The organism is Citrobacter sp. CK188 (genome assembly GCF_030333525.1).
GTDB classification, from domain to species: domain Bacteria; phylum Pseudomonadota; class Gammaproteobacteria; order Enterobacterales; family Enterobacteriaceae; genus Citrobacter_B; species Citrobacter_B koseri.
Window position 1 is genome coordinate 323,252 of record NZ_JAOWFU010000033.1, and the last position, 26,029, is coordinate 349,280.

At 53.7% G+C, this 26,029-nt stretch carries 28 protein-coding genes; 19 read left to right on the forward strand and 9 right to left on the reverse strand.

Translation table 11 applies throughout. The annotated features are described in order from the left end of the window. Positions 1–2 precede the first annotated feature (2 nt). The gene (locus tag OGV67_RS13135) at positions 3–191 is read left to right on the forward strand and encodes a YdiH family protein (protein WP_024130379.1); all 189 of its coding nucleotides are present in this window, start codon (positions 3–5) and stop codon (positions 189–191) included. A 91-nt stretch (positions 192–282) separates the two neighbouring features. Here OGV67_RS13135 and OGV67_RS13140 read toward each other — a convergent pair whose 3' ends face one another. Beyond that, the gene (locus OGV67_RS13140) at positions 283–1,134 is read right to left on the reverse strand and encodes a Vmh family MBL fold metallo-hydrolase (protein ID WP_012132588.1); all 852 of its coding nucleotides are present in this window, start codon (positions 1,132–1,134) and stop codon (positions 283–285) included. Between the two features lie 125 nt (positions 1,135–1,259). On the opposite strand from OGV67_RS13140, the gene OGV67_RS13145 reads away from it, so the two are divergent. The 8 genes from OGV67_RS13145 to ldtE all read left to right on the forward strand — a co-directional run bounded on the left by OGV67_RS13145 (position 1,260) and on the right by ldtE (position 9,332). Next, positions 1,260–2,153, forward strand: coding sequence for a LysR family transcriptional regulator (locus OGV67_RS13145; RefSeq protein ID WP_012132587.1), 894 nt, complete (start codon positions 1,260–1,262; stop codon positions 2,151–2,153). A 553-nt stretch (positions 2,154–2,706) separates the two neighbouring features. Then, positions 2,707–3,075: a Fe-S cluster assembly scaffold SufA gene (gene sufA / locus OGV67_RS13150; protein ID WP_012132586.1), complete on the forward strand. Its 369-nt coding sequence runs from the start codon at positions 2,707–2,709 to the stop codon at positions 3,073–3,075. 8 nt (positions 3,076–3,083) lie between these two features. Continuing rightward, the gene (gene sufB, locus OGV67_RS13155; RefSeq protein ID WP_286465616.1) at positions 3,084–4,571 is read left to right on the forward strand and encodes a Fe-S cluster assembly protein SufB; all 1,488 of its coding nucleotides are present in this window, start codon (positions 3,084–3,086) and stop codon (positions 4,569–4,571) included. A gap of 16 nt (positions 4,572–4,587) precedes the next feature. Next, a complete protein-coding gene (gene sufC / locus OGV67_RS13160) occupies positions 4,588–5,334 on the forward strand; it encodes a Fe-S cluster assembly ATPase SufC (protein ID WP_012132584.1) in 747 nt (248 codons plus the stop codon). Then, entirely contained in the window at positions 5,309–6,580 is a 1,272-nt protein-coding gene (gene sufD / locus OGV67_RS13165; RefSeq protein WP_115614833.1) for a Fe-S cluster assembly protein SufD, read from the forward strand. Before sufC ends, sufD begins: the two co-directional genes overlap by 26 nt. Then, on the forward strand, positions 6,577–7,797 hold the full coding sequence (gene sufS / locus OGV67_RS13170; protein WP_012132582.1) for a cysteine desulfurase SufS: 1,221 nt from the start codon (positions 6,577–6,579) through the stop codon (positions 7,795–7,797). The genes sufD and sufS overlap by 4 nt, the downstream gene beginning before the upstream one ends. 12 nt (positions 7,798–7,809) lie before the next feature. Then, positions 7,810–8,226 carry a cysteine desulfuration protein SufE gene (sufE, locus tag OGV67_RS13175; RefSeq protein ID WP_058669049.1) on the forward strand — a complete coding sequence of 139 codons (417 nt, stop codon included), beginning with the start codon at positions 7,810–7,812 and terminating at the stop codon, positions 8,224–8,226. A 101-nt stretch (positions 8,227–8,327) separates the two neighbouring features. Further along, entirely contained in the window at positions 8,328–9,332 is a 1,005-nt protein-coding gene (gene ldtE / locus OGV67_RS13180; RefSeq protein WP_104868719.1) for a L,D-transpeptidase LdtE, read from the forward strand. 68 nt (positions 9,333–9,400) lie between these two features. On the opposite strand, the gene lpp is transcribed toward ldtE, so the two are convergent. The 5 genes from lpp to OGV67_RS13205 form a co-directional block, all read right to left on the reverse strand. Continuing rightward, positions 9,401–9,637: a murein lipoprotein Lpp gene (gene lpp, locus OGV67_RS13185; protein ID WP_001082307.1), complete on the reverse strand. Its 237-nt coding sequence runs from the start codon at positions 9,635–9,637 to the stop codon at positions 9,401–9,403. 311 nt (positions 9,638–9,948) lie between these two features. After that, complete coding sequence (gene pykF, locus OGV67_RS13190; RefSeq protein WP_012132579.1) at positions 9,949–11,361, reverse strand: pyruvate kinase PykF; 1,413 nt, start codon at positions 11,359–11,361, stop codon at positions 9,949–9,951. Between the two features lie 7 nt (positions 11,362–11,368). After that, positions 11,369–11,563 (reverse strand): protein YnhH, encoded by a 195-nt coding sequence (gene ynhH, locus OGV67_RS13195; protein ID WP_244264181.1) that lies wholly within the window; start codon positions 11,561–11,563, stop codon positions 11,369–11,371. 174 nt (positions 11,564–11,737) lie between these two features. Beyond that, positions 11,738–12,883 carry a trans-sulfuration enzyme family protein gene (locus OGV67_RS13200; protein WP_012132577.1) on the reverse strand — a complete coding sequence of 382 codons (1,146 nt, stop codon included), beginning with the start codon at positions 12,881–12,883 and terminating at the stop codon, positions 11,738–11,740. 9 nt (positions 12,884–12,892) lie between these two features. Further along, positions 12,893–14,263 carry a pyridoxal-phosphate dependent enzyme gene (locus OGV67_RS13205; protein ID WP_071258175.1) on the reverse strand — a complete coding sequence of 457 codons (1,371 nt, stop codon included), beginning with the start codon at positions 14,261–14,263 and terminating at the stop codon, positions 12,893–12,895. A 423-nt stretch (positions 14,264–14,686) separates the two neighbouring features. On the opposite strand from OGV67_RS13205, the gene OGV67_RS13210 reads away from it, so the two are divergent. From OGV67_RS13210 to ydhT, 10 genes are all read left to right on the forward strand, one after another. Continuing rightward, positions 14,687–15,709 carry a methionine ABC transporter ATP-binding protein gene (locus OGV67_RS13210; protein WP_047457318.1) on the forward strand — a complete coding sequence of 341 codons (1,023 nt, stop codon included), beginning with the start codon at positions 14,687–14,689 and terminating at the stop codon, positions 15,707–15,709. Further along, positions 15,702–16,370: a methionine ABC transporter permease gene (locus OGV67_RS13215; protein ID WP_012132573.1), complete on the forward strand. Its 669-nt coding sequence runs from the start codon at positions 15,702–15,704 to the stop codon at positions 16,368–16,370. The genes OGV67_RS13210 and OGV67_RS13215 overlap by 8 nt, the downstream gene beginning before the upstream one ends. A gap of 21 nt (positions 16,371–16,391) precedes the next feature. Further along, complete coding sequence (locus tag OGV67_RS13220; RefSeq protein WP_012132572.1) at positions 16,392–17,204, forward strand: MetQ/NlpA family ABC transporter substrate-binding protein; 813 nt, start codon at positions 16,392–16,394, stop codon at positions 17,202–17,204. A 203-nt stretch (positions 17,205–17,407) separates the two neighbouring features. Further along, positions 17,408–17,617, forward strand: coding sequence for a fumarate hydratase FumD (gene fumD / locus OGV67_RS13225; RefSeq protein WP_012132570.1), 210 nt, complete (start codon positions 17,408–17,410; stop codon positions 17,615–17,617). 407 nt (positions 17,618–18,024) lie between these two features. Next, positions 18,025–18,651, forward strand: a complete 627-nt coding sequence (locus OGV67_RS13230; RefSeq protein ID WP_012132569.1) for a ferredoxin-like protein — start codon at positions 18,025–18,027, stop codon at positions 18,649–18,651. Positions 18,652–18,671: 20 nt separating this feature from the next. Beyond that, entirely contained in the window at positions 18,672–20,774 is a 2,103-nt protein-coding gene (locus OGV67_RS13235) for an aldehyde ferredoxin oxidoreductase (protein ID WP_115614832.1), read from the forward strand. A gap of 10 nt (positions 20,775–20,784) precedes the next feature. After that, complete coding sequence (locus OGV67_RS13240) at positions 20,785–21,429, forward strand: YdhW family putative oxidoreductase system protein (protein WP_058669052.1); 645 nt, start codon at positions 20,785–20,787, stop codon at positions 21,427–21,429. Positions 21,430–21,492: 63 nt separating this feature from the next. Then, on the forward strand, positions 21,493–22,161 hold the full coding sequence (locus OGV67_RS13245) for a 4Fe-4S dicluster domain-containing protein (RefSeq protein ID WP_112002436.1): 669 nt from the start codon (positions 21,493–21,495) through the stop codon (positions 22,159–22,161). Then, the gene (phsC, locus tag OGV67_RS13250; protein ID WP_115614831.1) at positions 22,158–22,943 is read left to right on the forward strand and encodes a thiosulfate reductase cytochrome B subunit; all 786 of its coding nucleotides are present in this window, start codon (positions 22,158–22,160) and stop codon (positions 22,941–22,943) included. Before OGV67_RS13245 ends, phsC begins: the two co-directional genes overlap by 4 nt. A gap of 3 nt (positions 22,944–22,946) precedes the next feature. Beyond that, complete coding sequence (gene ydhT, locus OGV67_RS13255) at positions 22,947–23,759, forward strand: protein YdhT (RefSeq protein ID WP_047457302.1); 813 nt, start codon at positions 22,947–22,949, stop codon at positions 23,757–23,759. Positions 23,760–23,764: 5 nt separating this feature from the next. Here ydhT and OGV67_RS13260 read toward each other — a convergent pair whose 3' ends face one another. Genes OGV67_RS13260 through OGV67_RS13270 form a run of 3 tightly spaced genes read right to left on the reverse strand, consistent with a single transcriptional unit; the run spans position 23,765 to position 26,029 of the window. Continuing rightward, the gene (locus OGV67_RS13260) at positions 23,765–24,442 is read right to left on the reverse strand and encodes an amino acid ABC transporter permease (protein WP_012132563.1); all 678 of its coding nucleotides are present in this window, start codon (positions 24,440–24,442) and stop codon (positions 23,765–23,767) included. Next, positions 24,432–25,211 (reverse strand): amino acid ABC transporter permease, encoded by a 780-nt coding sequence (locus OGV67_RS13265; RefSeq protein ID WP_047457298.1) that lies wholly within the window; start codon positions 25,209–25,211, stop codon positions 24,432–24,434. Before OGV67_RS13265 ends, OGV67_RS13260 begins: the two co-directional genes overlap by 11 nt. Next, on the reverse strand, positions 25,211–26,029 hold the full coding sequence (locus tag OGV67_RS13270; RefSeq protein ID WP_047457295.1) for an amino acid ABC transporter ATP-binding protein: 819 nt from the start codon (positions 26,027–26,029) through the stop codon (positions 25,211–25,213). The genes OGV67_RS13265 and OGV67_RS13270 overlap by 1 nt, the downstream gene beginning before the upstream one ends.

Consider the following 26,029-nt stretch of genomic DNA (forward strand, 5'->3'; position numbering starts at 1 on the left):
ATATGTCTACCGATTTAGACCCAACCCAACTGGCAATTGAATTTTTACGCCGTGATAAAACCGAGCTTTCTCCAGCCCAGTATTTGAAGCGCTTAAAACAATTAGAGCTGGAATTTGCCGATTTACTCACGCTCTCTTCCTCTGAGCTAAAAGAAGAGATTTACTTTGCCTGGCGTCTGGGCGTTCATTGATTCCGCACTGTTTTATCGCTCGGTGAATTAACACTAACAGAAAACCCCGACACGCTCTGCCGGGGTTATTTTTTGGGTTATGAGCGGCGGTTTACCACTTCATTTCACCGGTATTCACTTTCGCGCTCAGCGTCAGGGAACTTTCGTCAGCGAGGCCAGGCCAGGCGGCGGTCATCGTTTTGATGACATACTCTGACCCTTTTTTCGCCTCAAGCGCTTGCTCAAAGGATTGCAGATAATCCTGCGTGAAGCGTATAGCGGCGTCGCCTGCTGGACGTTCACCGATATAGTGACCCGGAATCACCTGGGTCGGCTGCAAACTGTGCATCTCTGTCAACACATGACGCCAGGCCGCACGCTGCTCAGGAGACTGGGTATCCGCCGTCCAGACATGGATACCGGATGCGATTCCCGTTCCGCCAAGTATTGCGCGGTTCGCCGGGACCCAGACGTAAGCGGCGTAATCGTTCGGGTGGCGCAGTTCCAGCGTTTCCCCATCAATCGTAAATTGTGTCTCGGTGGTTGCCTGCGGGATGGTGAGCGCCGCTGGCGCGCCATCTTTCATTTGCGGGCCCCAGTATTGCAGTTTGGCGTCTTTCGTTGCGCGAATGTGTTCCACCACATGCGGCGTCGCCAGAACTTTCACGTTCGGGAAGGCTTTTACAATCGGTTCCAGACCAAAATAGAAATCTGGATCGCCGGAGGTAATCACGATGGCTTTCAGCGACTTGCCGCTCTTTTTAATCATTTCGACCAGCTTTTCCCCGTCTTTGGTACTGAACTGCGCGTCGAATAAAATGGCTTCTTTAGGGCCAGAGACCAGCGTGGAAGAGACCGGGAAAATCGCGTTTTCCTGCGGATTATAGACGTCGAGTTGCAGTGGGGCGGCGAACAATGGCGCGCTAGTCAGCGACAGCAGAAGTGCCAGCGTTTTGATTTTCATTCTGAGTGACCTTATCGGCAGATGATGTTGATTTATTTACGTGGCTTATTTTAAGCAAATCTCGATCTGTTAAAATTCCCCTATCAGGACATGCTGAGTTTCATAAAACGATCGGATGGAAGGTTATGGACAGAGTGATGGCGGCAACGGTGTTTAACCATATCTGCGATTTGGGTAGCCTGAGCGCGGCTGCGCGCGCATTAGGGATCTCCAGGCCGATGGTGAGCCGTTATCTGGATGAAATGGAGAAATGGGCCGGAGCCAGACTTATTCATCGTTCGTCGCGCCGCCTGACGATCACGCCTGCCGGAGAAGACGCGTTGATGAAAACGCGAACGCTGGCGCGGCTTTCCCTGGATATTGCGGGGGCGACCGGGCGAGAGGTGCCGTCCGGCACGTTGCGCGTCGCCTGCGCCCATTTCACCGCGATGCATATTCTTGCCCCGATGCTGCCCGCTTTTTTAGCGCGTTATCCTGAATTGCGCATTGAAGTGGAGATTAATAATCAGCCTGTCAGTTTAGTGGGGGAGCGTATTGATGTGGCGATACGCATTACCGATAACCCTGAGCCAGGGACAATTGCGCGTCGGCTTGGTGACTGTGAGTCTGTGCTCTGCGCGTCTCCTGACTATCTGCATCGCTATGGCACGCCGCAGACGCCGGAGGCGCTGGCGCAACACAATTGCCTCTATTACAGCGGATTTGCTGGAAAATCCTGGCATTTTCTGGATGAGCAGGGAGAACCGATCTCCGTTGCGATCAAGGGCAACCTGAGCGCCGGAATCTCTTCGCTTTTGTGTGAAGCGGCGCTGGCAGGGATGGGGATTGCGCTGGTGCCGGAAAAAGAGGCGCGAGAGGGGCTGGCGCAGGAGAAACTGGTTCGTTTGTTGCCCCATCTACAACCGAGGCAATTGGCCGTATACGGGTTATACCTTTCCCGTGAGCATCAGCCCGCCGCGCTACGCCTGTTTCTTGAGGCGGTGCAAGGCGCGATGCGCGACGGTGAAGCCTGTTCCTGACGCAGCATAAGGCGTATAAAAATTGTGCAGAAAGCAAGATCTGTTAAATACGCGATGCAAACTTATGAGAATATTCTTACACCCCTTCAAGAGCTAAGCCTGAAATGAGTGCCGGAGATAAGCGCCGGGTGGGGCAACGAACGATCGGTGTTATTCATACAATACCGATCGTTCGTTGTTAATTACTCCGTTCTTTCTTTTTCACGTTAGTGGATTTGCTAATCCGACGGCTGTTTGAGCTATTGTTTAGCACCGTCATCGTCCGCTTTTGACCCCCATTTTTATTGATAACCCTATCTCAAAAATAGGCATTTTCGATACATATTTAATTTTTTAACCTGCCGCGCTGTTTACTCTTCTTAAATGCTTTATCTATCAATGTATTGAATAAAATAATCCATCACTGATAACCCTCGTAACAAGGTCTATGCTTAGTAAAAGTGGTCAAAAAGGGCGGTTAACCCGAATGACCCTTCTGTCAGAGGGTTGAAGTGATAATCATTATCACTAACATGGTGTTATGCCCTGGTGGCTTATTACACGAGGTGGACCTATGGAATTGCATTCAGGAACATTTAATCCAGACGATTTTGCATGGCGTGGTCTGACGCTAACGCCTGAGGCGGCGGCGCATATTCGTGACCTGGTTGCGAAGCAACCCGGCATGCTTGGCGTGCGTTTAGGCGTGAAGCAGACGGGGTGCGCGGGATTTGGTTACGTGCTGGATACCGTCAGCGAGCCGGAAAAGGACGATCTGTTGTTTGAAACGGAGGGCGCGAGGTTGTACGTGCCGCTTCAGGCCATGCCGTTTATTGACGGGACAGAGGTCGATTATGTGCGCGAAGGATTAAACCAGTTATTTAAATTTCATAACCCGAAAGCCCAGAACGAATGCGGCTGTGGCGAAAGCTTCGGGGTATAGGCGGTACTATGTCTCGTAATACTGAAGCAACTGACGATGTCAAAACCTGGACCGGTGGTCCACTGAATTATAAAGAAGGCTTCTTCACCCAGTTACAGACTGACGAGCTGGCAAAAGGCATCAGCGAAGAGGTCGTGCGTGCGATTTCCACCAAGAGAAATGAGCCGGAGTGGATGCTGGAGTTTCGCCTTAATGCGTACAAAGCCTGGCTTGAGATGGAAGAGCCGCACTGGCTGAAAGCGCACTACGATAAGCTGAATTATCAGGATTACAGTTATTACTCTGCGCCATCGTGCGGTAACTGCGATGAGACGTGCGCGTCAGAACCGGGTGCCGTACAGCAAACCGGTGCGAATGCGTTTCTCAGCAAAGAGGTGGAAGACGCCTTCGAACAGCTTGGCGTACCGGTACGTGAGGGTAAAGAGGTGGCGGTGGATGCCATTTTCGACTCCGTTTCCGTTGCCACTACCTACCGGGAAAAGCTGGCGGAACAGGGCATCATCTTCTGTTCGTTTGGCGAGGCGATTCACGATCACCCTGAGCTGGTGAAGAAATATCTGGGCACCGTGGTGCCGGGTAATGACAACTTTTTTGCTGCGCTGAGCGCTGCGGTAGCGTCTGACGGCACCTTCATTTATGTGCCGAAAGGCGTTCGTTGCCCGATGGAGCTGTCGACCTATTTCCGAATCAACGCGGAAAAAACAGGGCAGTTCGAACGCACCATTCTGGTGGCGGATGAGGGCAGCTACGTCAGCTACATCGAAGGGTGTTCTGCGCCAGTGCGCGACAGCTACCAGCTGCACGCGGCGGTGGTAGAGGTGATCATCCACAAAGATGCCGAAGTAAAATATTCCACCGTGCAAAACTGGTTCCCCGGCGATAACAACACCGGCGGGATACTGAACTTCGTCACCAAGCGCGCGCTGTGCGAAGGTGAAAACAGCAAGATGTCGTGGACGCAGTCCGAAACGGGGTCGGCCATCACCTGGAAATACCCGAGCTGCATTCTGCGCGGCGATAACTCCATCGGTGAGTTTTACTCTGTGGCGCTGACCAGCGGTCATCAGCAGGCCGACACCGGCACCAAAATGATCCACATCGGTAAGAACACCAAATCAACCATTATTTCAAAAGGGATCTCCGCCGGGAATAGCCAGAACAGCTATCGCGGGCTGGTGAAGATCATGCCGACAGCAACCAACGCCCGTAACTTTACCCAGTGCGACTCAATGCTGATTGGCGCGGACTGCGGCGCGCACACCTTCCCGTATGTCGAGTGTCGTAATAACAGCGCCCAGCTTGAGCACGAGGCGACGACGTCGCGGATCGGTGAAGATCAGCTCTTTTACTGCCTGCAACGCGGCATCAGCGAAGAGGATGCCATCTCGATGATTGTTAATGGCTTCTGTAAAGACGTCTTCTCTGAACTGCCGCTGGAATTTGCCGTTGAAGCGCAAAAACTGCTGGCGATCAGCCTTGAACACAGCGTCGGTTAAGTATTAAGGAAAGCACATGTTAAGCATTAAAGATTTACAGGTCAGTGTGGAAGATAAAGCGATTCTGCGCGGTCTGGACCTCGACGTCAGACCTGGAGAAGTGCATGCCATTATGGGGCCGAACGGTTCCGGGAAGAGTACGCTTTCCGCGACGCTGGCGGGCCGTGAAGATTATGAAGTGGTTGGCGGCTCTGTCGAATTTAAAGGCAAAGATTTACTGGAACTGTCGCCAGAGGATCGGGCGGGCGAAGGCATCTTTATGGCGTTCCAGTATCCGGTAGAAATTCCTGGCGTCAGCAACCAGTTTTTCCTGCAAACAGCGCTGAATGCCGTGCGCAGCTATCGTGGTCAGGAGTCGCTGGATCGTTTTGATTTTCAGGATCTGATGGAAGAGAAAATCGCGCTTTTGAAGATGCCGGAAGATTTGTTGACCCGTTCGGTAAACGTGGGCTTCTCCGGCGGTGAGAAGAAACGTAACGATATTCTGCAAATGGCGGTGCTGGAGCCGGAACTGTGCATTCTTGATGAGTCTGACTCCGGGCTGGATATTGATGCGCTGAAAATTGTCGCGGAAGGCGTCAACTCGCTGCGTGACGGTAAACGTTCGTTCATTATCGTGACGCACTATCAGCGTATTCTGGACTACATCAAACCTGATTACGTCCACGTCCTGTATCAGGGGCGGATTGTGAAGTCCGGCGATTTCACTCTGGTCAAACAACTGGAGGAGCAAGGATATGGCTGGCTTACCGAACAGCAGTAACGCGCTGCAACAATGGCACCATCTGTTTGAGGCGCAGGGCGAATCCCGCTCGGCGCACGCGCAGCAGCATTTACAACAGATGCTGCGCCTGGGGCTGCCGACGCGTAAGCATGAAAACTGGAAATACACGCCGCTGGAAGGGTTGGTCAGTAGCCAGTTTGTCAGCCGTTTTGCCGAGGTTACTCAGGAACAGCGCGACGCGCTGGCGCTGGATATCGACGCTGTGCGTCTGGTGTTTGTTGACGGCCAGTTCAACCCGCAGCTTAGCGACAGCGCTACAGCCAGCGGTTTCGACATTGCGATCAACGACGAACGTCAGACGCTGGCCACACCGGTTCAGCCGGAGGTTTTCCTGCATCTGACGGAAAGCCTGGCGCAGAGCGTGACGCACATCAGCGTTAAGCGCAACCAGCGGCCCTCTAAGCCGTTGCTGCTGATGCACATCACGCAGGGGCTGGAAGGCGATGAGGTCAACACTGCGCACTACCGCCACCACCTGGAACTGGCGGAAGGGGCAGAGGCGACGGTGATAGAACACTATGTCAGCCTTAACGCGGCACGGCACTTTACCGGGGCGCGTCTGACCATGAACGTGGCGGCGAATGCGCATCTGCACCACATCAAACTGGCGTTTGAAAACCCGGTGAGCCACCACTTTGCCCATAACGACATTCTGCTGGCGGCGGATGCAAGCGCGCACAGCCACAGTTTCCTGTTGGGCGATGCCGTGCTGCGACATAACACCAGCACCCAGTTAAACGGTGAAAACACCACGCTGCGGATTAACAGCCTGGCGATGCCGGTGAAAAACGAAGTGTGTGATACCCGTACGTGGCTGGAGCACAATAAGGGTTACTGCAACAGCCGTCAGTTGCATAAAACCATTGTCAGCGATAAAGGTCGGGCGGTATTCAATGGCTTGATCAACGTGGCGCAGCACGCCATTAAAACCGACGGACAAATGACCAATAACAATCTGCTGCTCGGTAAACTTGCCGAGGTGGACACCAAACCGCAGCTGGAGATTTACGCCGATGACGTGAAATGCAGCCACGGGGCGACGGTAGGACGGATTGATGACGAGCAGATGTTCTACCTGCGTTCACGCGGGATTGGAGAGCAGGATGCCAGACAGATGATTCTCTACGCGTTTGCCGCTGAGTTGACGGAAGCCCTCGGCGATGACGCGCTTAAACAACAGGTGCTGGCGCGAATAGGGCTTCGCCTGCCGGGAGGCATAGCATGACATTTCCCATCGAAAAAGTGCGGGCTGATTTTCCCGTCCTGACGCGTGAAGTCAACGGGCTGCCGTTGGCGTATCTGGATAGCGCGGCCAGTGCGCAAAAGCCCAACCAGGTGATTGACGCTGAAGCAGAGTTTTACCGTCATGGCTATGCGGCGGTGCACCGGGGCATCCATACGCTGAGCGCGCAGGCCACCGAGAAGATGGAAAATGTGCGTAAACAGGCATCGCTGTTCATTAACGCCCGCTCAGCGGAAGAGCTGGTGTTCGTGCGCGGGACGACCGAGGGCATCAACCTTGTTGCCAACAGCTGGGGGCCGGAGAATGTTCGGGCTGGCGATAACATCATCATCAGCGAGATGGAGCACCACGCCAATATTGTCCCCTGGCAGATGCTGTGCGCGCGTACAGGGGCGGAACTGCGCGTCATTCCGCTCAATACGGACGGCACGTTGCAGCTGGATACGCTCCCGTCGCTGTTTGATGAGCGTACCCGACTGCTGGCTATCGCGCATGTGTCGAACGTGCTGGGAACGGAAAACCCGCTTCCTGAAATGATCGCGCTGGCGCATCAGTATGGCGCGAAAGTGCTGGTCGATGGCGCGCAGGCGGTAATGCACCATGCGGTGGATGTTCAGGCGCTGGATTGTGATTTTTACGTTTTCTCCGGGCATAAGCTGTATGGCCCCACCGGTATCGGCGTGCTGTATGTCCGGGAGGAACTGCTTCAGGATATGCCGCCGTGGGAAGGCGGCGGTTCGATGATTGCGACCGTTAGTCTGACGGAAGGGACGACCTGGACCAAAGCGCCCTGGCGTTTTGAGGCGGGGACGCCGAACACGGGCGGAATTATCGGCCTTGGCGCCGCCATTGAATACGTTTGCGCGTTAGGGCTGGCGGAAATCAGCGAATATGAACAAAACCTGATGCACTATGCGCTGGAACAGCTGGCGGACGTGCCGGAGTTGACGCTATATGGCCCGGCTAACCGGCTGGGGGTCATCGCCTTTAATCTGGGCAAACACCACGCCTATGACGTGGGCAGCTTCCTCGACAATTACGGTATCGCCGTACGAACCGGCCATCACTGCGCAATGCCGCTGATGACGTATTACAACGTTCCCGCCATGTGCCGGGCGTCGATAGCAATGTATAACACCCATGAAGAAGTGGATCGTCTGGCAACCGGGCTAAAACGTATTCATCGCTTACTGGGATAACAGGGAGACGCTATGGCTGCGCTACCAGATAAAGAAAGATTGCTGCGTAATTTTCAGCGTTGCGCCAATTGGGAAGAAAAGTATCTGTACATTATTGAACTGGGGCAGCGTCTGGCGGAATTAAATGAGCAGGATCGTCACCCGGAAAATAGTATTCAGGGATGTCAGAGTCAGGTATGGATTGTTATGCGTCAGAACGCTGACGGCGTTATTGAATTGCAGGGCGACAGCGATGCAGCAATAGTAAAAGGGTTAATTGCCATCGTCTTCATTTTGTATCATCAGATGACGCCACAGGATATTGTGAATTTTGATGTGCGGCCGTGGTTTGAAAAAATGGCGCTGACGCAACATCTCACGCCCTCCCGTTCACAAGGACTGGAAGCAATGATTCGCGCGATCCGCGCCAGAGCCGCAACTCTTAGCTAAACTGAAAAGACGTAGAACGCCAGATGGCGTACAGCTCTACGTGACTCGTAGGCCGGATAAGGCATTTAACCGCCATCCGGCAAAACGCCAGGGGGGTGGATATGAAACGTGCGTCTCTCATTGCAGTTACACTTTTCGGCGCTTACAGCGCATTTCAGGCGGCCTGGGCAGTGGATTACCCCTTGCCGCCAGCAAACAGTCGCCTTGTCGGGCAGAATCAAACCTATACCGTGCAAGCGGGGGATAAAAACTTACAGGCGATTGCCCGGCGTTTTGATACTGCCGCAATGCTGATCCTGGAGGCAAATAATACCATCGCGCCGGTCCCTAAACCGGGGACGCCGATTATCATTCCATCTCAACTGTTATTACCCGATGCGCCGCGTGAAGGCATTATTGTGAACCTGGCGGAGTTACGACTCTATTATTTCCCGCCGGGTGAAAATAGTGTTCAGGTTTACCCTATCGGTATTGGTTTAGAGGGGCTGGAAACGCCAGTGATGGCGACGCGCGTCGGGCAAAAAATCCCGAATCCGACCTGGACGCCGACGGCAGGTATCCGCAAACGCTCGCTTGAACGCGGCATTACGCTGCCGCCGGTGGTGCCCGCCGGGCCAAATAACCCGTTAGGACGCTTCGCCCTGCGCCTGGCATACGGCAACGGTGAGTATCTCATTCACGGCACCAATGCCCCGGACAGCGTCGGGTTACGCGTCAGTTCCGGCTGTATTCGGATGAACGCGCCGGACATTAAGGCGCTGTTTGCGCAGGTCAGAACGGGAACGCCGGTACGGGTGATTAACGAACCGGTGAAATTCGCCGTGGAACCAAATGGAATGCGTTACGTTGAAGTACACCGCCCGCTGTCGCCTGAAGAGGAGCAAAACGTACAGACGATGCCGTATGTGTTGCCAGCAGGCTTTACGCAGTTTAAGGCGACTCAGGAGGTGGATGAGCGTCTGGTGGAAAACGCGCTGTATCGCCGGGCGGGATATCCGGTTGCCGTTACATCAGGGCAGGCGCCGGTAGCTTCTGGTCGCTCTGTGGTGGAGTCCGCGCAAAACAGCCAACCCGGAAGCGGCGTTGAAACCCGGGCAACGCAGTAGCAGGGAAGGGAAAACACAGGCAAAAAAAATGGCGCACAATGTGCGCCATTTTTATTACACAGGTACTATTACTTACGGTATTTAGTAGCCTGGTTGTCCAGACGCTGGTTAGCGCGAGCTGCGTCGTCTTTAGCAGCCTGAACGTCGGAACGCATTGCGTTCACGTCGTTGCTCAGCTGGTCAACTTTAGCGTTCAGAGTCTGAACGTCAGAAGACAGCTGATCGATTTTAGCGTTGCTGGAGCAACCAGCCAGCAGAGTAGAACCCAGGATTACCGCGCCCAGTACCAGTTTAGTACGATTCATTATTAATACCCTCTAGATTGAGTTAATCTCCATGTAGCGTTACAAGTATTACACAAACTTTTTTAGGTTGAGAATATTTTTTTGACGGGAATGCACTTATTTTTGATCGTTCGCTCAAAGAAGCATCGAATTGAGCTAAAATGGCTAAAAAACCGAGTGAAAACAGAATCCTTCCATCGGATTCGTCTTAGATAATCTGCGATTAGATAGTGAAATCCGATTTGATTTTTTATTAAGAGTGGCTATCGATTAAATAAAAAAAGCGCCGCGAGGGCGCTTTTTATTCAGAAAATTAATTCACACAGGAATTATTACAGGACGTGAACAGATGCGGTGTTGGTCGTGCCGCTTGGTACCAGCGCGCCGGAAACCATGACCACAACGTCGCCTTTCTGGCCCAGACCGCTCTGTAGAGCGACTTCTTTACCCAGACGGTAGAAGTCGTCAGTAGAGTTAATTTCTTTCACCAGCTGCGGCACAATGCCTTTGCTCAGCACCAGCTGACGCGCGGTCACTTCGTTGGTGGTCAGCGCCAGGATGGTAGCGTCCGGGAAGTATTTACGCACTGCGCGAGCAGATTTACCGCCCTGAGTTGCAACGACAATGACCGGCGCTTCCAGTTTTTCGGCAGTTTCAACCGCGCCGCGGCACACCGCTTCGGTGATGCGCAGTTTACGGCTGTCGTTATTGAAGTCCAGACGGCTGGTCATCACGCGGTCAGTACGCTCGCAGATGGTCGCCATGATGGTGACGGCTTCCAGAGGGTATTTTCCTTTTGCGGATTCGCCGGACAGCATCACTGCGTCGGTGCCGTCGAGGATGGCGTTCGCCACGTCGCCAGCTTCTGCGCGGGTCGGACGCGGGTTCTTGATCATGGAATCCAGCATCTGGGTCGCGGTGATAACGACTTTACGTGCGCGGATACATTTTTCGATGATCATCTTCTGCGCGAAGATAACTTCTTCAACCGGGATCTCAACGCCCATGTCGCCACGAGCAACCATGATGCCGTCAGACGCTTCGAGGATCTCATCGAAGTTGTTCAGGCCTTCCTGGTTTTCGATCTTGGAGATGATCTGGATGTTCTCGCCGCCGTGCGCTTTCAGGTGCTCACGGATTTCAACAACGTCAGAACGCTTACGGATAAAGGACGCGGCAACAAAGTCAACGCCTTGTTCGCAGCCGAAGATCAGATCCTGTTTGTCTTTTTCAGCCAGTGCTGGCAGCGCGATGGAAACGCCCGGCAGGTTAACGCCTTTGTTTTCGCCCAGGTCGCCGTTGTTCAGCACTTTACAGATAACCTTGTTACCTTCGATCGCGGTGACTTCCATGCCGATCAGACCATCGTCAACCAGTACGGTGTTGCCTACGGACAGGTCAGAAGTGAAACCTTCGTAAGTGACGGCAACCATTTCGCTGTTGCCGATAACGGATTTGTCCGTTGTGAAAGTGAAGGTCTGGCCCGCTTTCAGGGAGACGTCATTACCACCTTCCAGCTTAATGGTACGGATTTCCGGGCCTTTGGTATCGAGCAGGATTGCGGCTTTTTTACCGGTTTTGCTCATTACGTTGCGCAAATTCTTGATGCGCTGACCGTGTTCTGCATAGTCACCGTGAGAGAAGTTCAGACGCATAACGTTCATGCCTGCGTCCAGCATTTTGGTTAACATCTCTTCAGATTCGGTTTTCGGACCGATGGTGCAAACAATTTTCGTCTTTTTCATGACAGTCTTAGTCTTTAAGTTGAGAAGGATATGGAAATCTGGCTTCAGGGGCGCACGGCCTTGAAGCTAAACCTGTGTTGCGAAAGTGGTGTTGCCTCGCTCTAAGGATAGGTGACATCGAAAGAGCGTGCAGAGGAATGTGTGCTCGTGTTTCAGCCCAACGGGATGGCGTGTTTTTTAGTCGTTGAGTTTTGCAGTCCAATGCGCTGAAACCATTCAAGAGACAATTGGCGCGCATTATACGCTGAAATTTACACAAAAGGAAAATGAAAACAGCGTTTCAAAAAACATCTGTGCAGATTCACAACAAATTGTTATTAAAGCGTTAATTATGATCCTTGCGTTGTGCCGCCCGGGAAAGGGCGGCGTTGCGCAACTACCCGGCGAGCGCCTGAGCTAAATCGTCCTGCAAATCCTGAACATCTTCAATGCCCACTGACAGGCGAATCAATTGCGGGGTGATGCCATTCGCCAGACGCTGCTCAAGCGGAATAGAGGCGTGAGTCATGGTAAACGGCTGGCTGACGAGGCTTTCAACACCGCCCAGGCTTTCCGCCAGGGTGAATAATTTCAGCCGCGTGATAACGTCAGTGGCGCGCTGGTCATCGCCTTTTATGACGATGGAGATCATCCCGCCGAACTGTGACATTTGCTGGCGCGCAAGGGCATGCTGAGGATGCGACGCCAGCCCCGGATACCAGACGTGTTCTACCGCCGGATGTTTTTCCAGCCATTGCGCCAGCGTCAGCGCATTGCCGCTGTGCCGCTCAATTCGCAAGGCCAGCGTGCGAATACCGCGTAATGTCAGAAAACTGCTAAATGGGTCCAGTACGCCGCCGACGGCGTTTTGCAGATACCCCAGCTGTTGTGCGAGCGCCGGGTTGTCCCCGACGACCGCCAGTCCGGCGACGACGTCTGAATGGCCGTTCAGGTATTTCGTCGCGGAATGCACCACAATATCGAACCCCAGATCAAGAGGACGATGGATCAACGGCGAAGCGAAGGTGTTATCGGCCACGCTGATAAGCTGGTGGCGACGCGCGATATCGGCAATGGCCGCCAGATCGGCCAGTTTTAGTAACGGATTTGTCGGCGTTTCTACCCAGATCATGCGGGTATCAGGACGAATCGCGGCTTCGATACCGGCCAGATCGTCAGGTTTTACCCAGCTAACCTGTAGTCCGGCGCTGCGACGGCGCACATTTTCAATCAGTCGATAGGTGCCGCCATAGACATCGTCAATCGCCACCAGATGGCTGTCTTTATCGAGAAGTTCAAGCACGGTAGCAATGCCCGCCAGACCGGACGCGAAGGCATAACCTTGCGTACCGCCTTCCAGCTCGGCAATGGCGGTTTCCAGCGCATGGCGCGTTGGGTTGCCGCTGCGTGAATATTCATATCCGGTATGCTGACCCGGCGCGGGTTGCGCAAACGTCGATGTCGCATAAATCGGCGGCATAACGGCGCCGTGCGCGTCAGAAAAGGTTCCGCTATGGACGCTAAGTGTGGAATACGATTTCATGATAGTTCCTTATTTATCCAGGCGGTTGCGCCAGTGGGTGAGCACATCGCTACGGGTGACCAGACCGAGGAACTGGTCGTTGTCGACAATCACAGCCACCTGGCCGCGATCAAAAATAGGTTTCAGCGCGCTTTCCGGTTCGCGTTTATCAAGCCGGACCACCTCGCGCGTCATCGCTTCTTTTACCGGGAGGGAAAAACGCGGGTTATCGCCCTGAATATGCGTAATCAGATCCCATTCGTCGATAATGCCGATAAGCTGATCCTCCTGAAGAACCGGCAACTGCGAAATATCGTACAGGCGCATACGCGCCAGCACGGTCGCCAGCGTATCGTCCGGCGCGGCGGTCACGGTTGCCCCTTCGTCATGACGTAAGGCGATGAAGTCGCTCAGATCGCCAGCCTGTGGCCGGGTGATGAGCCCTTGCTGGCGCATCCAGTCATCGTTAAACATTTTCGAGAGATACTTATTGCCGCTATCGCAGGCGAAGGTCGCCACGCGCTTTGGCTGCGTCTGCGCCTGGCAGTAGCGCAGGGCGGCGGCGAGCAGCGTACCGGTCGATGAACCGGCAAGGATGCCTTCGGTTCTGAGCAACTCGCGCGCCGTGGCGAAGGCGTCTTTATCGCTGATGCGAAAGGCCTGTGAAACGGATTCGATGTGGGCGAGCGGCGGAATAAAGTCCTCGCCAATCCCTTCAACCAGCCAGGAACCGGCGGTGCCGAATGTGCCTGTCTCGACCTGATCGGCAAGGATTGAACCGGCGGGGTCGGCCAGCACGAACTCCGTGTGCGGGGAGTGTTCGCGAAACCATGCCTGTAAACCGCCCAGCGTGCCGCCGGAACCGACGCCGACTACGATGGCGTCAATGCGGCCATCCATCTGGGCAAACAATTCGGGGGCGGTGGTGGAAGCATGCGCCAGCGGGTTCGCGGCGTTGTTGAACTGATCAATATAGAAGGCGCCGGGCGTCTCCTGCGCCAGACGGCGTGCGTAATCCTGATAATAGGCCGGATGACCTTTGTTGACGTCTGAGCGGGTTAATACCACCTGTGCGCCAAGCGCGCGTAAATGGAAGATCTTCTCACGGCTCATTTTGTCCGGCACGACCAGCGTCAGGGCATAACCTTTTTGCGCGGCGATCAGCGCCAGCCCCAGCCCGGTGTTGCCCGCCGTCGCTTCAATAATCGTGCCGCCGGGTTTTAGCAGCCCCTGTCTTTCCGCTTCATTGATCATAGAAAGTGCGACGCGATCTTTAATCGAACCGCCTGGATTCTGGTTCTCCAGTTTCAAAAAGAGTTCGCTTACGCCGCTATTCAGCTTATGCAACTGAAGCAGCGGCGTATTGCCAATCAGTTCCGTTACGGAGTGAAACGTTGTCATGGTGAATATCCGTCAGTGAATAACATGACGAAATAATAGGGTTGCCAAAATGCACGCCTAAAGAATGTTTGTCTGTGAATAAGAACAGAATGGAATATAAAACGCTATTTGGATGGCAGGACGTTTAGCCGTGCAGTCGTCTGGCGGTGTTGATGGCCGAATTACCCTGTTTTTGTCGATTAATTCAACAGTTTACGCTGCTCGCGTTAAGGATAATGCCGCTCCCCGCATAAAGGTTGCCGAAATTGTACTAAAGCCATTTTCCCGCGCTGCGCCTCTCTTATTCCTTGTGGATATATCAAATTCCTTTTTGGTCATTTAAAAGCAGAAACACCCTGATTACACTCGTTTGGACATCCATACTGCTAAACAGCTAAAAGCACTGGCAGGATAACCATAAGCAGCAGCGGATACGATAACGATATGATCGTCCTGAAAAATATTTCGAAAGTTTTTACGCCCGGCAAGCTGTCCATTACCGCAGTGGATAACGTTAATCTGACGGTTGAACAGGGACAAATTTACGGGATTATTGGCTACAGCGGCGCCGGAAAGAGTACGTTGATTCGTTTGCTGAACGGTCTGGAAAAACCGACCGTGGGCAGCGTGACCATCAATGGTCATGATATTTCAGCGGCGACAGGAGAGTCCCTGCGCCAGGCGAGGCTGAAAATCAGCATGGTGTTTCAGCACTTTAATTTGCTGTGGTCGCGTACCGTCAGCGAAAACATCGCTTTTTCTATGCAAATCGCGGGCGCGCCAAAAGCAAAAATCAAGGCGCGGGTGGCGGAGCTGATCGACCTGGTGGGGTTAACCGGGCGTGAGAATGCTTACCCATCCCAACTGAGCGGCGGGCAAAAGCAACGTGTGGGGATTGCCCGTGCGCTGGCAAATAACCCGGATGTGCTGCTCTGCGACGAGGCGACTTCCGCGCTGGACCCGCAAACCACCGATCAGATTCTGGATCTGCTGCTCGATATTAATCGCCGCTTCCAGCTCACGATTGTGCTTATTACCCACGAGATGCATGTGGTGCGCAAAATCTGCGATCGCGTTGCGGTGATGGAAAACGGCAGAGTGGTGGAGGAAGGCGATGTGCTGAACGTCTTTACTCATCCGCAACAGCCGATTACCCGGCAGTTTGTCCGCCAGGTAAGTCAGTATGCCGAAGAGGAGGCGTTTAACCCGCAGCTGGCGAGCGAGCTGGGCGGGACGGTGATTAAGCTGACCTTCACCGGGCACAGTACGCATCAGCCGATCGTAGGGGAGCTTACCCTGCGTTACGGCCTGCCTTTCAATATCTTACACGGCAAGATGACGCAAACCGCGCATGGCGTGTTTGGCCAACTGTGGCTGCACGTCGTGGCGACGGAAGAGCAACTGAATAATATTCTGGCGGATTTGCGGCAGAGCGATATTGAAGGTGAGGTAGTACAACATGGTTGAGAATCTGTTTCCCCATCTGAAATGGGAACAACTTTTTGCGGCAACGCAGGAAACGCTCTATATGACGGCGCTTTCCGGTATCGCGACGTTTGTGCTGGGGATTGTACTGGGGCTGGCGCTATTTTTGACCGCGCGCGGCGGGCTGTTTCAGAACCGCACGCTGTATAGCGTCATTTCGCTGGTGGTGAATATTTTCCGCTCGATCCCGTTCATCATTTTGATCGTCTTACTGATCCCGTTTACCAAGGCGCTGGTCGGCACCATTCTCGGCGCGAACGCTGCGCTGCCAGCGCTGATTGTCGGGGCGGCGCCGTTTTATGCGCGTCTGGTTGAAATCGCACTGCGCGAGGTCGACAGAGGCGTGATTGAAGCCACGCGTTCGATGGGCGCACGTCTCAGCACACTTATTTTTCGGGTTTTACTGCCTGAATCATCACCCGCACTGGTGTCCGGGATCACCGTGACGCTGATTGCGCTGGTCAGTTACAGCGCGATGGCCGGAGTGATTGGGGCAGGCGGTTTAGGGAACCTGGCTTATCTGGAAGGATTCCAGCGCAACCACAACGACGTCACGCTGGTGGCGACGGTGACTATCCTGATCATCGTCTTCATTATCCAGTTCTGCGGCGATGTGATCACCTCTCTGTTAGATAAACGCTAATAAAATACGGAAACCATTATCATGAAAAAATCACTGACATTACTCGCCGCAGCAACCTTAAGCGCCCTGAGCTTTGCCTCCTGGGCGGATACGCTGACCGTTGGCGCCTCTAACGTACCGCATGCGGAAATCCTTGAGCAGGCGAAACCGATTCTGGCGAAACAGGGGATCGATCTGGAGATTAAACCTTTCCAGGATTACATTCTGCCGAATACCGCGCTGGCCGGTCGTGAAATCGACGCCAACTACTTCCAGCATATCCCGTACCTGAATAGCGTGCTGAAAGATCATGCGGGTGATAAAACCTATGATTTCGTCAGCGCCGGGGCGATTCATATTGAGCCGATCGGCATCTACTCTAAAAAATACAAATCGCTGAAAGATCTGCCGGAAGGCGGCAGGATCATTATGCGTGACGCGGTCTCTGAAGAGGGACGTATTCTGTCGATTTTTGAAAAAGAGGGCGTGATCAAACTGAAGCCGGACGTGGATAAGGTCAGCGCGCGCATCAGCGACATCGTGGATAACCCGAAAAAACTGAAGTTCCTGCCGAACGTGGAAGCGGCGCTGTTACCACAGATGTACAACAACGATGAAGGCGATGCGGTGGTGATTAACGCCAACTACGCTATCGACGCAGGTCTGGACCCGGTTAACGATCCGATCGCCGTTGAGAGCGGAGAAAACAATCCGTACGCCAACATCATTACCGTACATCGTGGCGACGAGAAGAAAAAAGACATCGTGGCGCTGGTTGACGTTCTGCACTCAAAAGAGATTCAGGACTGGATCCGCACGAAGTACAAAGGCGCGGTGATTCCGGTCAATAACTAATACCACGTAGTGCCGGATAGCGTGACGCTTATCCGGCCTATAAAAGAGCCTGGCCGAACGGGTGAGCAAGTTACAGAGTGTGAGGTGACGGATATCGGTTAAGTTGAATAGTCACTCTGTTTATTTGTTTGATTTATTTGAGTTTTGTCTTCATCGTTAGAGTGATATATGCTGTTTGTTTGTGCTGGCGATGAGAGACAATAATGGGAAACCTGACAAAAGACGACGAACTGTACCGTGAGATGTGCAGAGTGGTTGGCAAAGTGGTTCTGGAGATGCGCGACCTGGGGCAAGAGCCGAAGCATATCGTGATTGCGGGAGTGTTACGAACCGCCATGGCGAACCAGCGACTCCAGCGCAGCGAACTTGAAAAACAGGCGATGGAAACGGTTATCAAAGCCCTGGCAGGATAATTCTCTCAGGGATGGCGCTCGCTTCGTCATCCCTTATTCCCGGTATTTAAATTCTTCACCTTGTAAATAATCAGATATCGCGTTTATATTAATATCGATATGTATATTAATATATAACGAAGTTAATTGATATTAATAATGGGAACGAGGTCACATTATTAATTATTAATAGATTGCCGTGTTTTATATCCTCTAAATGATAATAAATATCACTCCGCTTTTATTATTTCACTTCCGGTTTTTAATTGATAACGATCAAAGTTAATAGCACTGAATAACCACATTATTTATGTGCCTAACTCTTTAGGATTAGTCTATTTGTATTTAATGATATGACGTATGCGATCCGGTTAGGGCAAAACATCGGGTGTTGTCAGCACTGTGTTTGCGAAGAGGATGCGAAATAAATGAACCAGGTCGAACGTCCAATATTAGATTTTGGCTTAACGCGGCTCGAATTTCTGCGTATATCAGGAAAGGGTCTGGCAGGATTAACTATCGCTCCCGCGCTGCTGTCACTTTTTGGCTGCAAACAGGAAGACGTTGATAGCGGTACGGTAGGACTGATAAACACGCCCAAAGGGGTATTAGTGACCCAACGCGCCCGCTGCACAGGCTGCCATCGTTGCGAAATCTCCTGCACCAATTACAACGATGGCGCCGTGGGCTCGTTCTTCTCCCGCATTAAGATTCACCGTAATTACTTCTTTGGCGACAACGGCGTCGGCTCCGGCGGCGGCCTGTATGGCGATTTAAACTACACCGCAGATACCTGTCGCCAGTGTAAGGACCCGCAGTGCATGAAGGTCTGCCCAATCGGCGCAATTACCTGGAAACAGGACGATGGCTGCATCGCGGTTGATCATAAGCGGTGTATTGGCTGTAGCGCCTGCACCACTGCCTGCCCCTGGATGATGGCTACCGTAAACAGCGAAACGAAAAAATCGTCAAAATGTGTTTTATGCGGCGAGTGCGCCAGCGCCTGTCCAACAGGGGCGCTGAAAGTTATCGAGTGGAAAGATATTACTGTTTGAATCTTGCAAAGGAAAACATTATGGCTAACGGTTGGACAGGTAATATATTACGGGTCAATCTTACAACAGGCGATATTACCCTCGAAGATTCCAGTAAATATAAAAAATTTGTCGGCGGAATGGGGTTCGGCTACAAAATTATGTATGACGAAGTCCCGCCTGGCACGAAACCTTTCGATGAAGGAAATAAACTGGTATTTGCCACCGGCCCGCTGACCGGATCTGGCGCGCCCTGTAGTTCCCGCGTCAATATCACTTCGCTCTCTACGTTTACTAAAGGTAATTTGGTTGTCGACGCGCATATGGGCGGCTTCTTTGCGGCACAAATGAAATTTGCCGGGTACGACGCGATTATTATTGAGGGTAAATCCGCTTCGCCTGTGTGGATCAATATTAAAGATGACAAGGTCAGCCTCGAAAAAGCAGATTTTCTGTGGGGCAAAGGGACGCGCGCCACGACCGAAGAGATCTGCCGTATGACCAGCCTGGAGACCTGCGTGGCGGCCATTGGTCAGGCGGGTGAAAACCTGGTGCCGCTCTCCTGTATGCTCAACAGCCGTAACCACAGCGGCGGGGCGGGAGCCGGCGCGGTGATGGGGTCGAAAAACCTCAAGGCCATTGCCGTTGAAGGCAACAAAGGGGTCAATATTGCCGATCGCAAAGAGATGAAGCGGCTGAATGACTACATGATGACGGAGCTGATTGGCGCCAATAATAATCATGTTGTGCCGAGCACCCCGCAGGCATGGGCGGAATTTTCCTCACCGGCCTCGCGCTGGACGGCGCGTAAAGGTTTGTTCTGGGGGGCCGCAGAGGGCGGGCCTGTTGAAACCGGCGAGATCCCGCCGGGTAATCAAAATACGGTCGGCTTTCGCACCTATAAATCCGTGTTTGACTTAGGTCCGGCGGCTGAAAAATACACCGTGAAAATGAGCGGTTGCCACTCATGCCCGATCCGCTGCATGTCGCAGCTCAATATTCCACGGGTAAAGGATTTTGGCGTACCGAGCACCGGGGGGAATACCTGCGTGGCAAACTTTGTCCATACCACGATCTTCCCGCACGGCCCGAAAGATTTTGACGACAAGGACGATGGCCGCGTTATCGGCAATCTGATCGGCCTGAACCTGTTTGACGACTACGGTATCTGGTGTAACTACGGGCAGTTGCACCGTGACTTCACGTATTGCTACAGCAAAGGCGTGTTCAAGCGCGTGCTTCCGGCTGAGGAATATGCGGAGATCCGCTGGGATCAACTGGAAGCGGGCGATCCCAACTTTATCAAGGATTTCTACTATCGCCTGGCGCATCGCAAAGGAGAGTTGAGCCATCTTGCGGATGGTTCATACGCCATTGCCGAGCGCTGGAATCTGGGTGAGGAATACTGGGCGTACGATAAAAACAAACTGTGGTCGCCGTTTGGCTATCCGGTACACCATGCTAACGAAGCGTCGGCGCAGGTGGGGGCAATTACCAACTGCATGTTTAACCGTGACTGCATGACCCACACCCACATCAACTTTATTGGTTCTGGTTTACCGCTGAAGCTACAGCGAGAGGTCGCGGCGGAATTGTTTGGTTCTGAAGACGCCTACGACGAGACTAAAAATTACACGCCGATCAACGCGGCGAAAATCAAGTATGCCAAATGGACGCTGCTCAAAGTTTGCCTGCATAACGCCGTGACGCTGTGCAACTGGGTCTGGCCGATGACCGTTTCGCCGTTGAAGAGCCGAAATTATCGTGGGGATCTGGACCTGGAAGCGAAATTTTTCCAGGCGGTGACCGGGGATGAAACCACCCAGGCGAGCCTTGATTTAGCCGCAGAACGTATCTTCACGCTCCATCGCGCCTATACCGTCAAACTGATGCAGACCAAAGATATGCGCAATGAACACGATCTCATCTGTTCGTGGGTTTTTGACAAGGACCCCAACATTCCGGTGTTCACTGAAGGGACTGACAAAATGGATCGCGACGATATGCGTGAATCCCTGACGCTCTTTTATACCGAGATGGGCTGGGACCCTGAACTGGGATGCCCGACGCGAGAAACGTTGCATCGCCTCGGTCTTGAGGATGTCGCCGCCGATCTGGCCGCGCAGAATCTGCTGCCAGCGTAAGGAAGGTGAGATGAGTCATTCAGAGGGTGAACACTCCACGCCTGAGGTGGATATTGAAAAGCGGCAGTGGCTGCAAGGCTTACATCAGCATGAAAGGCGAGTGGATGAACCAGCGCCTCCCGCGAGTCCGGCAGAGATCATGGCGGAGTTCATCCGCCAGCATTCTGCTTCAGGTCAGTTGGTGGCTCGCGCGCTTTTCCTGCAACCGCCGTATTCAGTGGAGGAAGAGGCGTTAACGCCGCTGCTGGAGACGCTGCTTCAGAGCGAGACAGGGGCGGATATCGCCTGCGTGCAGGGTGCTCAGGATGATTATTACTACTCGACGCAAACCATGACCGCTAACTATGCCGACATGTGTGTGCAGGTGGTGGAGAACGATATTTGCCGGGCTATCGCACAGGCGGTGCGTTTTGATTGCCAGACCTATCCGCGACCCTACAAGGTCGCCATGCTGGAACAACCGCCATACCGCTTTGCGCCGCAGCAAATAGAGACAGCCCTTGCCGCGATCGACACGCACCCGGATTACGCGGATATTCGCCGTGTGGCGTCGTCCAACGATGTGCCGTATCTGTTTAGCGAACGTTTTATGAGCTACGGCAAGGCATATGGCTTATGCGAATGGCTTGAGGTTGAGCAGTTTCAGAATCCCTGATTGTTCAGGGTGATGTCATGGAAAGCGTGGGCGATCGCTGCCACCGGATTAGAGGATAACCAGATGTCCTTCACTCGACGAAAATTTGTGCTTGGTATGGGGACGGTGATTTTTTTCAGCGGGCCCGGCCAAAATTTGTTAGCGAACACGAAGAATAGCAAAGCGGTGCGTTATGCCATGATTCATGACGAATCCCGGTGTAACGGCTGCAATCTCTGCGCCCGGGCGTGTCGCAAGACCAACCATGTTCCGGCTCAGGGCAGTCGTTTATCCATCGCGCATATTCCTGTTTCGGATAATGAAAACGAAACCGTTTATCACTATTTTCGCCAGTCCTGCCAGCACTGTGAAGATGCGCCCTGTATTGATGTTTGCCCGACCGGCGCCTCCTGGCGTGATGAGCGCGGTATTGTGCGGGTAGATGAATCGCGCTGTATCGGCTGTAGCTACTGTATAGGCGCTTGTCCGTATCAGGTGCGTTATCTCAATCCACAAACCAAAGTGGCGGATAAATGCGACTTTTGCGCCGAATCTCGCCTGGCAAAGGGGTTCCCGCCGATTTGCGTGAATGCTTGCCCGGAGCACGCATTGATTTTTGGTCGTGAAGACAGCCCGGAAATTCAGACCTGGCTGAAGGAGAACAAATTCTATCAACACCAACTCTCAGGCGCCGGAAAACCGCATCTGTATCGCCGGTTCGGTCAACATTTGATTAAAAAGGAAAATGTATGAACGCGTCGCAGAATGCTGAACAGTTCCATGCCCAACTGGCGAACTATGTCCCCGTGTTTTCTCCCGAATACTGGCCTGTCTGGTTAGTCATCGCCGGACTGATGCTGGCAGCGATGTGGCTGGTGTTGGGGCTGCATGCCATGCTTCGGTTTCGCGCCGCCAACAAAGCCGCGGCCGGTCACGGTGAAAAGGTTTACCTGTACTCCAAAGCGGTGAGATTGTGGCACTGGTCGAACGCGCTACTGTTTGTGCTCCTGCTCGGCAGCGGGCTGATCAATCATTTCTCGCTGGTTGGCGCGTCGGTGATGAAGAGCCTGCTGACGGTGCATGAGATCTGCGGTTTTCTGCTGCTGGCGTGTTGGCTGGGTTTTGTTTTGATCAACATGCTGGGCGGCAACGGACACCATTATATTATTCGCCGCGAGGGCTGGATTGGCCGGGCGATGAAGCAGACCCGCTTCTATCTGTTCGGCATTATGCAGGGTGAGGAACATCCGTTTCCCGCCACCACGCAGTCTAAATTCAACCCGTTACAGCAGGCCGCTTATCTCGGGGTGATGTACGGCCTGGTGCCGCTGTTGCTGATAACCGGACTACTGTCGCTTTATCCGCAGGCGGCGGGCGATCTGTTCCCCGGCGTGCGTTACTGGCTGTTGCAGGCGCATTTCGCGCTGGCGATCGTTAGTCTCTTTTTTATCTTCGGTCATCTTTACCTTTGCACGACAGGTCGTACGCCCGGTGAGACCTTCCGCTGCATGGTTGATGGCTATCATCGGCACTAACGGATGATCATTACGCGAGAGGATTTACGTACCTGGCGAGTCGGGCCCGTCATCTATCGTTGGTTTGTCCGTCGCTTTCCGAATGGCGGCAGCTACGCCGACGTGCATCGGGCGCTGAGCAGTGAAGGCTATCTCGACTGGGCAAATAGCCTGGTGGAATATGCCTGGTCGCGCTGGCTGGATGAGGAGAGCTTTGCGCGTCAGGATATCAGCGCGATGGACAGCCTGGTGAGTGCGCAGTCGCACCACGGTAATAGCGAACACATTGCCTGCGCGGACGATAACGTTCATCTGGGATGTGCGGGCGATAACGTCAAAATTGCCAGCGTGGGGTACGCTTCGCAGATTGCCAGCGCGGGGTACTGCGCGCGCATTGGCAGTGCAGGCTACAACACGCATATAGGTTGTTCCGGCGATCGCGCGCGGGTGGCGGTGGCAGGGAACTCAACCCGCGTAAGCTGCGCCGGTGACGGGAGTCGTATTGCCAGTGCGGGAATGCGGGTGCGCATCAGCACGCTGGGTGACAGGAGCAATATTGCCAGCAATGGCGATCTGGCGCAGGTTGTCAGCTTTGGCGCCAATGCCAGAATTGCCAACAGCGGAGAGAATGTTCATCTCGTTACCAGCGGTGACAATGCGGTCATCGCCAGCACCGGGCACGTTGACTCCCTGATACTGGGGCCCGGCGGCTGTGCCGCGCTGGCGTATCACGATGGCGAACGTACCCGTTTCGCCGTTGCCATTGAAGGCGAGAACAACATACGCGCCGGGGTAAAATATCGCCTCAACGAACAACATCAGTTTGTTGAGTGTTGAGCCGTTTATCGGATGGCGAATCGTCGACGGGTGAATCTCTCCAGGCCAAAACAGAGCAGGTAATAGACCAGTCCGGTAAAGATAAAAATGGCCGCCGGGTAAATCTGTACCCGGTTATTCACCTGACCGGCGACGGTAGTCAGTTCAGGAACATTAACGATAAACGCCAGCGACGTGTCTTTCAGCAGGCCGATAAAAATGCCGGTCAATGACGGCATTACATTGCGTAGCACCTGGGGAAGCAGAATGAGCCATAATGCCTGAAACGGGCGAAATCCCTGCACTACCGAGGCGTCGTACTGCCCGGCAGGAAGCGCGTTTATGCCGGCATAAACGGAGTGCATCACCGATGCCGCAGTAAACCAGGCCAGCGCCAGCGTGACGGTAACGGCGCCGGGAAGATCGCTTCCGGTAAGCATTGGCAGCAAATACCACATCCAGAAGATCACGAAGATCAGCGGAATGCCGCGAATAAATTCTGCCCAGAGAAACAGCCCATTACGGATAACGCCCGGAAATCGCCAGGCAAGACAGGCGAGAACCACCCCGCCGGGAAGCGCCAGCACGCCAGCACCCAGCGCCATCAACAATGTGAGGAGCACGCCGCCGGGTTGACCATCAGCAGCGCGTCCCCACAGCAGGTAATCCAGATTGTCGGTAATGACCGAAATATTAGCGATCATGGTGTGGACTCCTGATGCTGAAAATACGCGTTTTGGGTTTCACTCTTTTGGCCGGGGCGGGGTTTAGCCGCGCCAGTAGCAGACCCAATACAATGCCGGTCAGCAAATAGAGCGCGGTGCCGACGGCAAAGGCTTCCAGAGCATGGGCGTTATAGCTTTCAATTTGTCGCACCTGATAGGTCAGTTCGGCAAAGCCGATACCGCTGGCAAGCGATGAGAGTTTCATCAGATTAAGGTATTGTCCCACGATGGGTTGCCAGGCGTTTGCCAGCCCCTGGGGGAGCAGAATATGGCGGAGGGTCGTCCATGCGGAAAAACCTTGCGATACAGCGGCCTCTCGCTGCCCGGCGGATACCGCCTGCAACCCCGAGGCGATCTCCTCAACCAGGAAGGCCGATGTGAATACCCCCAGCCCCCATGCGGAGCAGAGAAATTCTGGCGTCAGCCACCAGACATCGCCAGGCAGGATCGACCAAAAATGATCGGTATTAACGAAATCAATCACGTCACGGGGCAGAAAATTCCACGCTGCGAAGTACCAGAACATCAACTGCACAAGCAGAGGCGTATTGCGAAACAGCGAGACCCAGGCGGCGACCAGACGGCGACCGAATGCGTTGCCGGAGAGACGTAGCGCGAGCAGGATAATCGCCAGCAGTGTCGATAGCAAAACGCCTGCCAGCGTGACCCAGAGCGTGGTCAAAAAACCCGAGATGACCCATTGCAGAGGTTGCCCGCTCAGCACCCCCTGCCAGTCCAGAGTAAGCATTATAACGATGACTCCTGGTGTAACGGATCGAGCACTTTCTTCAGGAAGCGCTGGGTTCTGGGGTGCTGCGGACGGGTAAAAAATGCTTCAGGCGAGGCGACTTCCAGAATATCGCCGCCATCGATAAACACGACACGGTCGGCAATTTCGCGAGCGAAGTGCATCTCGTGCGTAACGACGATCATGGTGATCCCGCTGTGGGCAAGATTCTTCATGACCTGTAAGACTTCGCCGATCATTTCCGGGTCCAGCGCGGATGTTGGCTCATCAAAAAGGATAATTTGCGGAGAGGAGGCCAGCGCGCGGGCAATGGCGACGCGCTGCTGCTGTCCACCAGAGAGCTGGGCGGCAAATGCGTCGGCTTTTTCAGCCAGACCCACCTGATCCAGCAATTCGCGGGCTCGCTGTTTGGCGGCCTCTTTATTCCAGCCATGCACATATTCCAGCGCCAGCGTAATGTTCTGCTGCGCCGTCAGATGGGCGTAAAGGTTGAATTGCTGGAATACGAATCCAATGCGGCTGCGTAACTGGCGCAGCGCTGCGCCCTTGAGCTGACCAATGGGCTTATCATCGATAAAAATATCGCCGCCGCTTAATGACTCAAGCTGGTTGATGAGTCGAATAAGCGTGGATTTTCCCGAACCGGATGGCCCAAGGATGGTAACGACTTCTCCGGGTTCCACCGTCAGATTGACACCGTTTAATACCCGGTGCCCGTCGTACTGTTTGATCACATCGCGCAGTTCAACGCGCGCCTGACGCAAATGCGTAAAATCCGCAGCCGAAGCTGCGGAGCGGGTAAACAAACCTGAGAGCAT

What these genes read in the sequence shown, in the direction of transcription:
- OGV67_RS13135 (WP_024130379.1), top strand. Translation starts at nt 3, where the DNA reads ATGTCTACCGATTTAGACCCAACCCAACTGGCAATTGAATTTTTACGC.
- OGV67_RS13265 (WP_047457298.1), bottom strand. Translation starts at nt 25,211, where the DNA reads ATGCTTACTCTGGACTGGCAGGGGGTGCTGAGCGGGCAACCTCTGCAA.
- OGV67_RS13245 (WP_112002436.1), top strand. Translation starts at nt 21,493, where the DNA reads ATGTCCTTCACTCGACGAAAATTTGTGCTTGGTATGGGGACGGTGATT.
- sufB (WP_286465616.1), top strand. Translation starts at nt 3,084, where the DNA reads ATGTCTCGTAATACTGAAGCAACTGACGATGTCAAAACCTGGACCGGT.
- sufS (WP_012132582.1), top strand. Translation starts at nt 6,577, where the DNA reads ATGACATTTCCCATCGAAAAAGTGCGGGCTGATTTTCCCGTCCTGACG.
- pykF (WP_012132579.1), bottom strand. Translation starts at nt 11,361, where the DNA reads ATGAAAAAGACGAAAATTGTTTGCACCATCGGTCCGAAAACCGAATCT.
- OGV67_RS13210 (WP_047457318.1), top strand. Translation starts at nt 14,687, where the DNA reads ATGATCGTCCTGAAAAATATTTCGAAAGTTTTTACGCCCGGCAAGCTG.
- OGV67_RS13235 (WP_115614832.1), top strand. Translation starts at nt 18,672, where the DNA reads ATGGCTAACGGTTGGACAGGTAATATATTACGGGTCAATCTTACAACA.
- sufA (WP_012132586.1), top strand. Translation starts at nt 2,707, where the DNA reads ATGGAATTGCATTCAGGAACATTTAATCCAGACGATTTTGCATGGCGT.
- OGV67_RS13215 (WP_012132573.1), top strand. Translation starts at nt 15,702, where the DNA reads ATGGTTGAGAATCTGTTTCCCCATCTGAAATGGGAACAACTTTTTGCG.
- sufC (WP_012132584.1), top strand. Translation starts at nt 4,588, where the DNA reads ATGTTAAGCATTAAAGATTTACAGGTCAGTGTGGAAGATAAAGCGATT.
- sufD (WP_115614833.1), top strand. Translation starts at nt 5,309, where the DNA reads ATGGCTGGCTTACCGAACAGCAGTAACGCGCTGCAACAATGGCACCAT.
- sufE (WP_058669049.1), top strand. Translation starts at nt 7,810, where the DNA reads ATGGCTGCGCTACCAGATAAAGAAAGATTGCTGCGTAATTTTCAGCGT.
- OGV67_RS13230 (WP_012132569.1), top strand. Translation starts at nt 18,025, where the DNA reads ATGAACCAGGTCGAACGTCCAATATTAGATTTTGGCTTAACGCGGCTC.
- ldtE (WP_104868719.1), top strand. Translation starts at nt 8,328, where the DNA reads ATGAAACGTGCGTCTCTCATTGCAGTTACACTTTTCGGCGCTTACAGC.
- OGV67_RS13270 (WP_047457295.1), bottom strand. Translation starts at nt 26,029, where the DNA reads ATGCTCTCAGGTTTGTTTACCCGCTCCGCAGCTTCGGCTGCGGATTTT.
- OGV67_RS13260 (WP_012132563.1), bottom strand. Translation starts at nt 24,442, where the DNA reads ATGATCGCTAATATTTCGGTCATTACCGACAATCTGGATTACCTGCTG.
- OGV67_RS13205 (WP_071258175.1), bottom strand. Translation starts at nt 14,263, where the DNA reads ATGACAACGTTTCACTCCGTAACGGAACTGATTGGCAATACGCCGCTG.
- fumD (WP_012132570.1), top strand. Translation starts at nt 17,408, where the DNA reads ATGGGAAACCTGACAAAAGACGACGAACTGTACCGTGAGATGTGCAGA.
- OGV67_RS13140 (WP_012132588.1), bottom strand. Translation starts at nt 1,134, where the DNA reads ATGAAAATCAAAACGCTGGCACTTCTGCTGTCGCTGACTAGCGCGCCA.
- OGV67_RS13240 (WP_058669052.1), top strand. Translation starts at nt 20,785, where the DNA reads ATGAGTCATTCAGAGGGTGAACACTCCACGCCTGAGGTGGATATTGAA.
- OGV67_RS13220 (WP_012132572.1), top strand. Translation starts at nt 16,392, where the DNA reads ATGAAAAAATCACTGACATTACTCGCCGCAGCAACCTTAAGCGCCCTG.
- OGV67_RS13200 (WP_012132577.1), bottom strand. Translation starts at nt 12,883, where the DNA reads ATGAAATCGTATTCCACACTTAGCGTCCATAGCGGAACCTTTTCTGAC.
- lpp (WP_001082307.1), bottom strand. Translation starts at nt 9,637, where the DNA reads ATGAATCGTACTAAACTGGTACTGGGCGCGGTAATCCTGGGTTCTACT.
- ydhT (WP_047457302.1), top strand. Translation starts at nt 22,947, where the DNA reads ATGATCATTACGCGAGAGGATTTACGTACCTGGCGAGTCGGGCCCGTC.
- OGV67_RS13145 (WP_012132587.1), top strand. Translation starts at nt 1,260, where the DNA reads ATGGACAGAGTGATGGCGGCAACGGTGTTTAACCATATCTGCGATTTG.
- phsC (WP_115614831.1), top strand. Translation starts at nt 22,158, where the DNA reads ATGAACGCGTCGCAGAATGCTGAACAGTTCCATGCCCAACTGGCGAAC.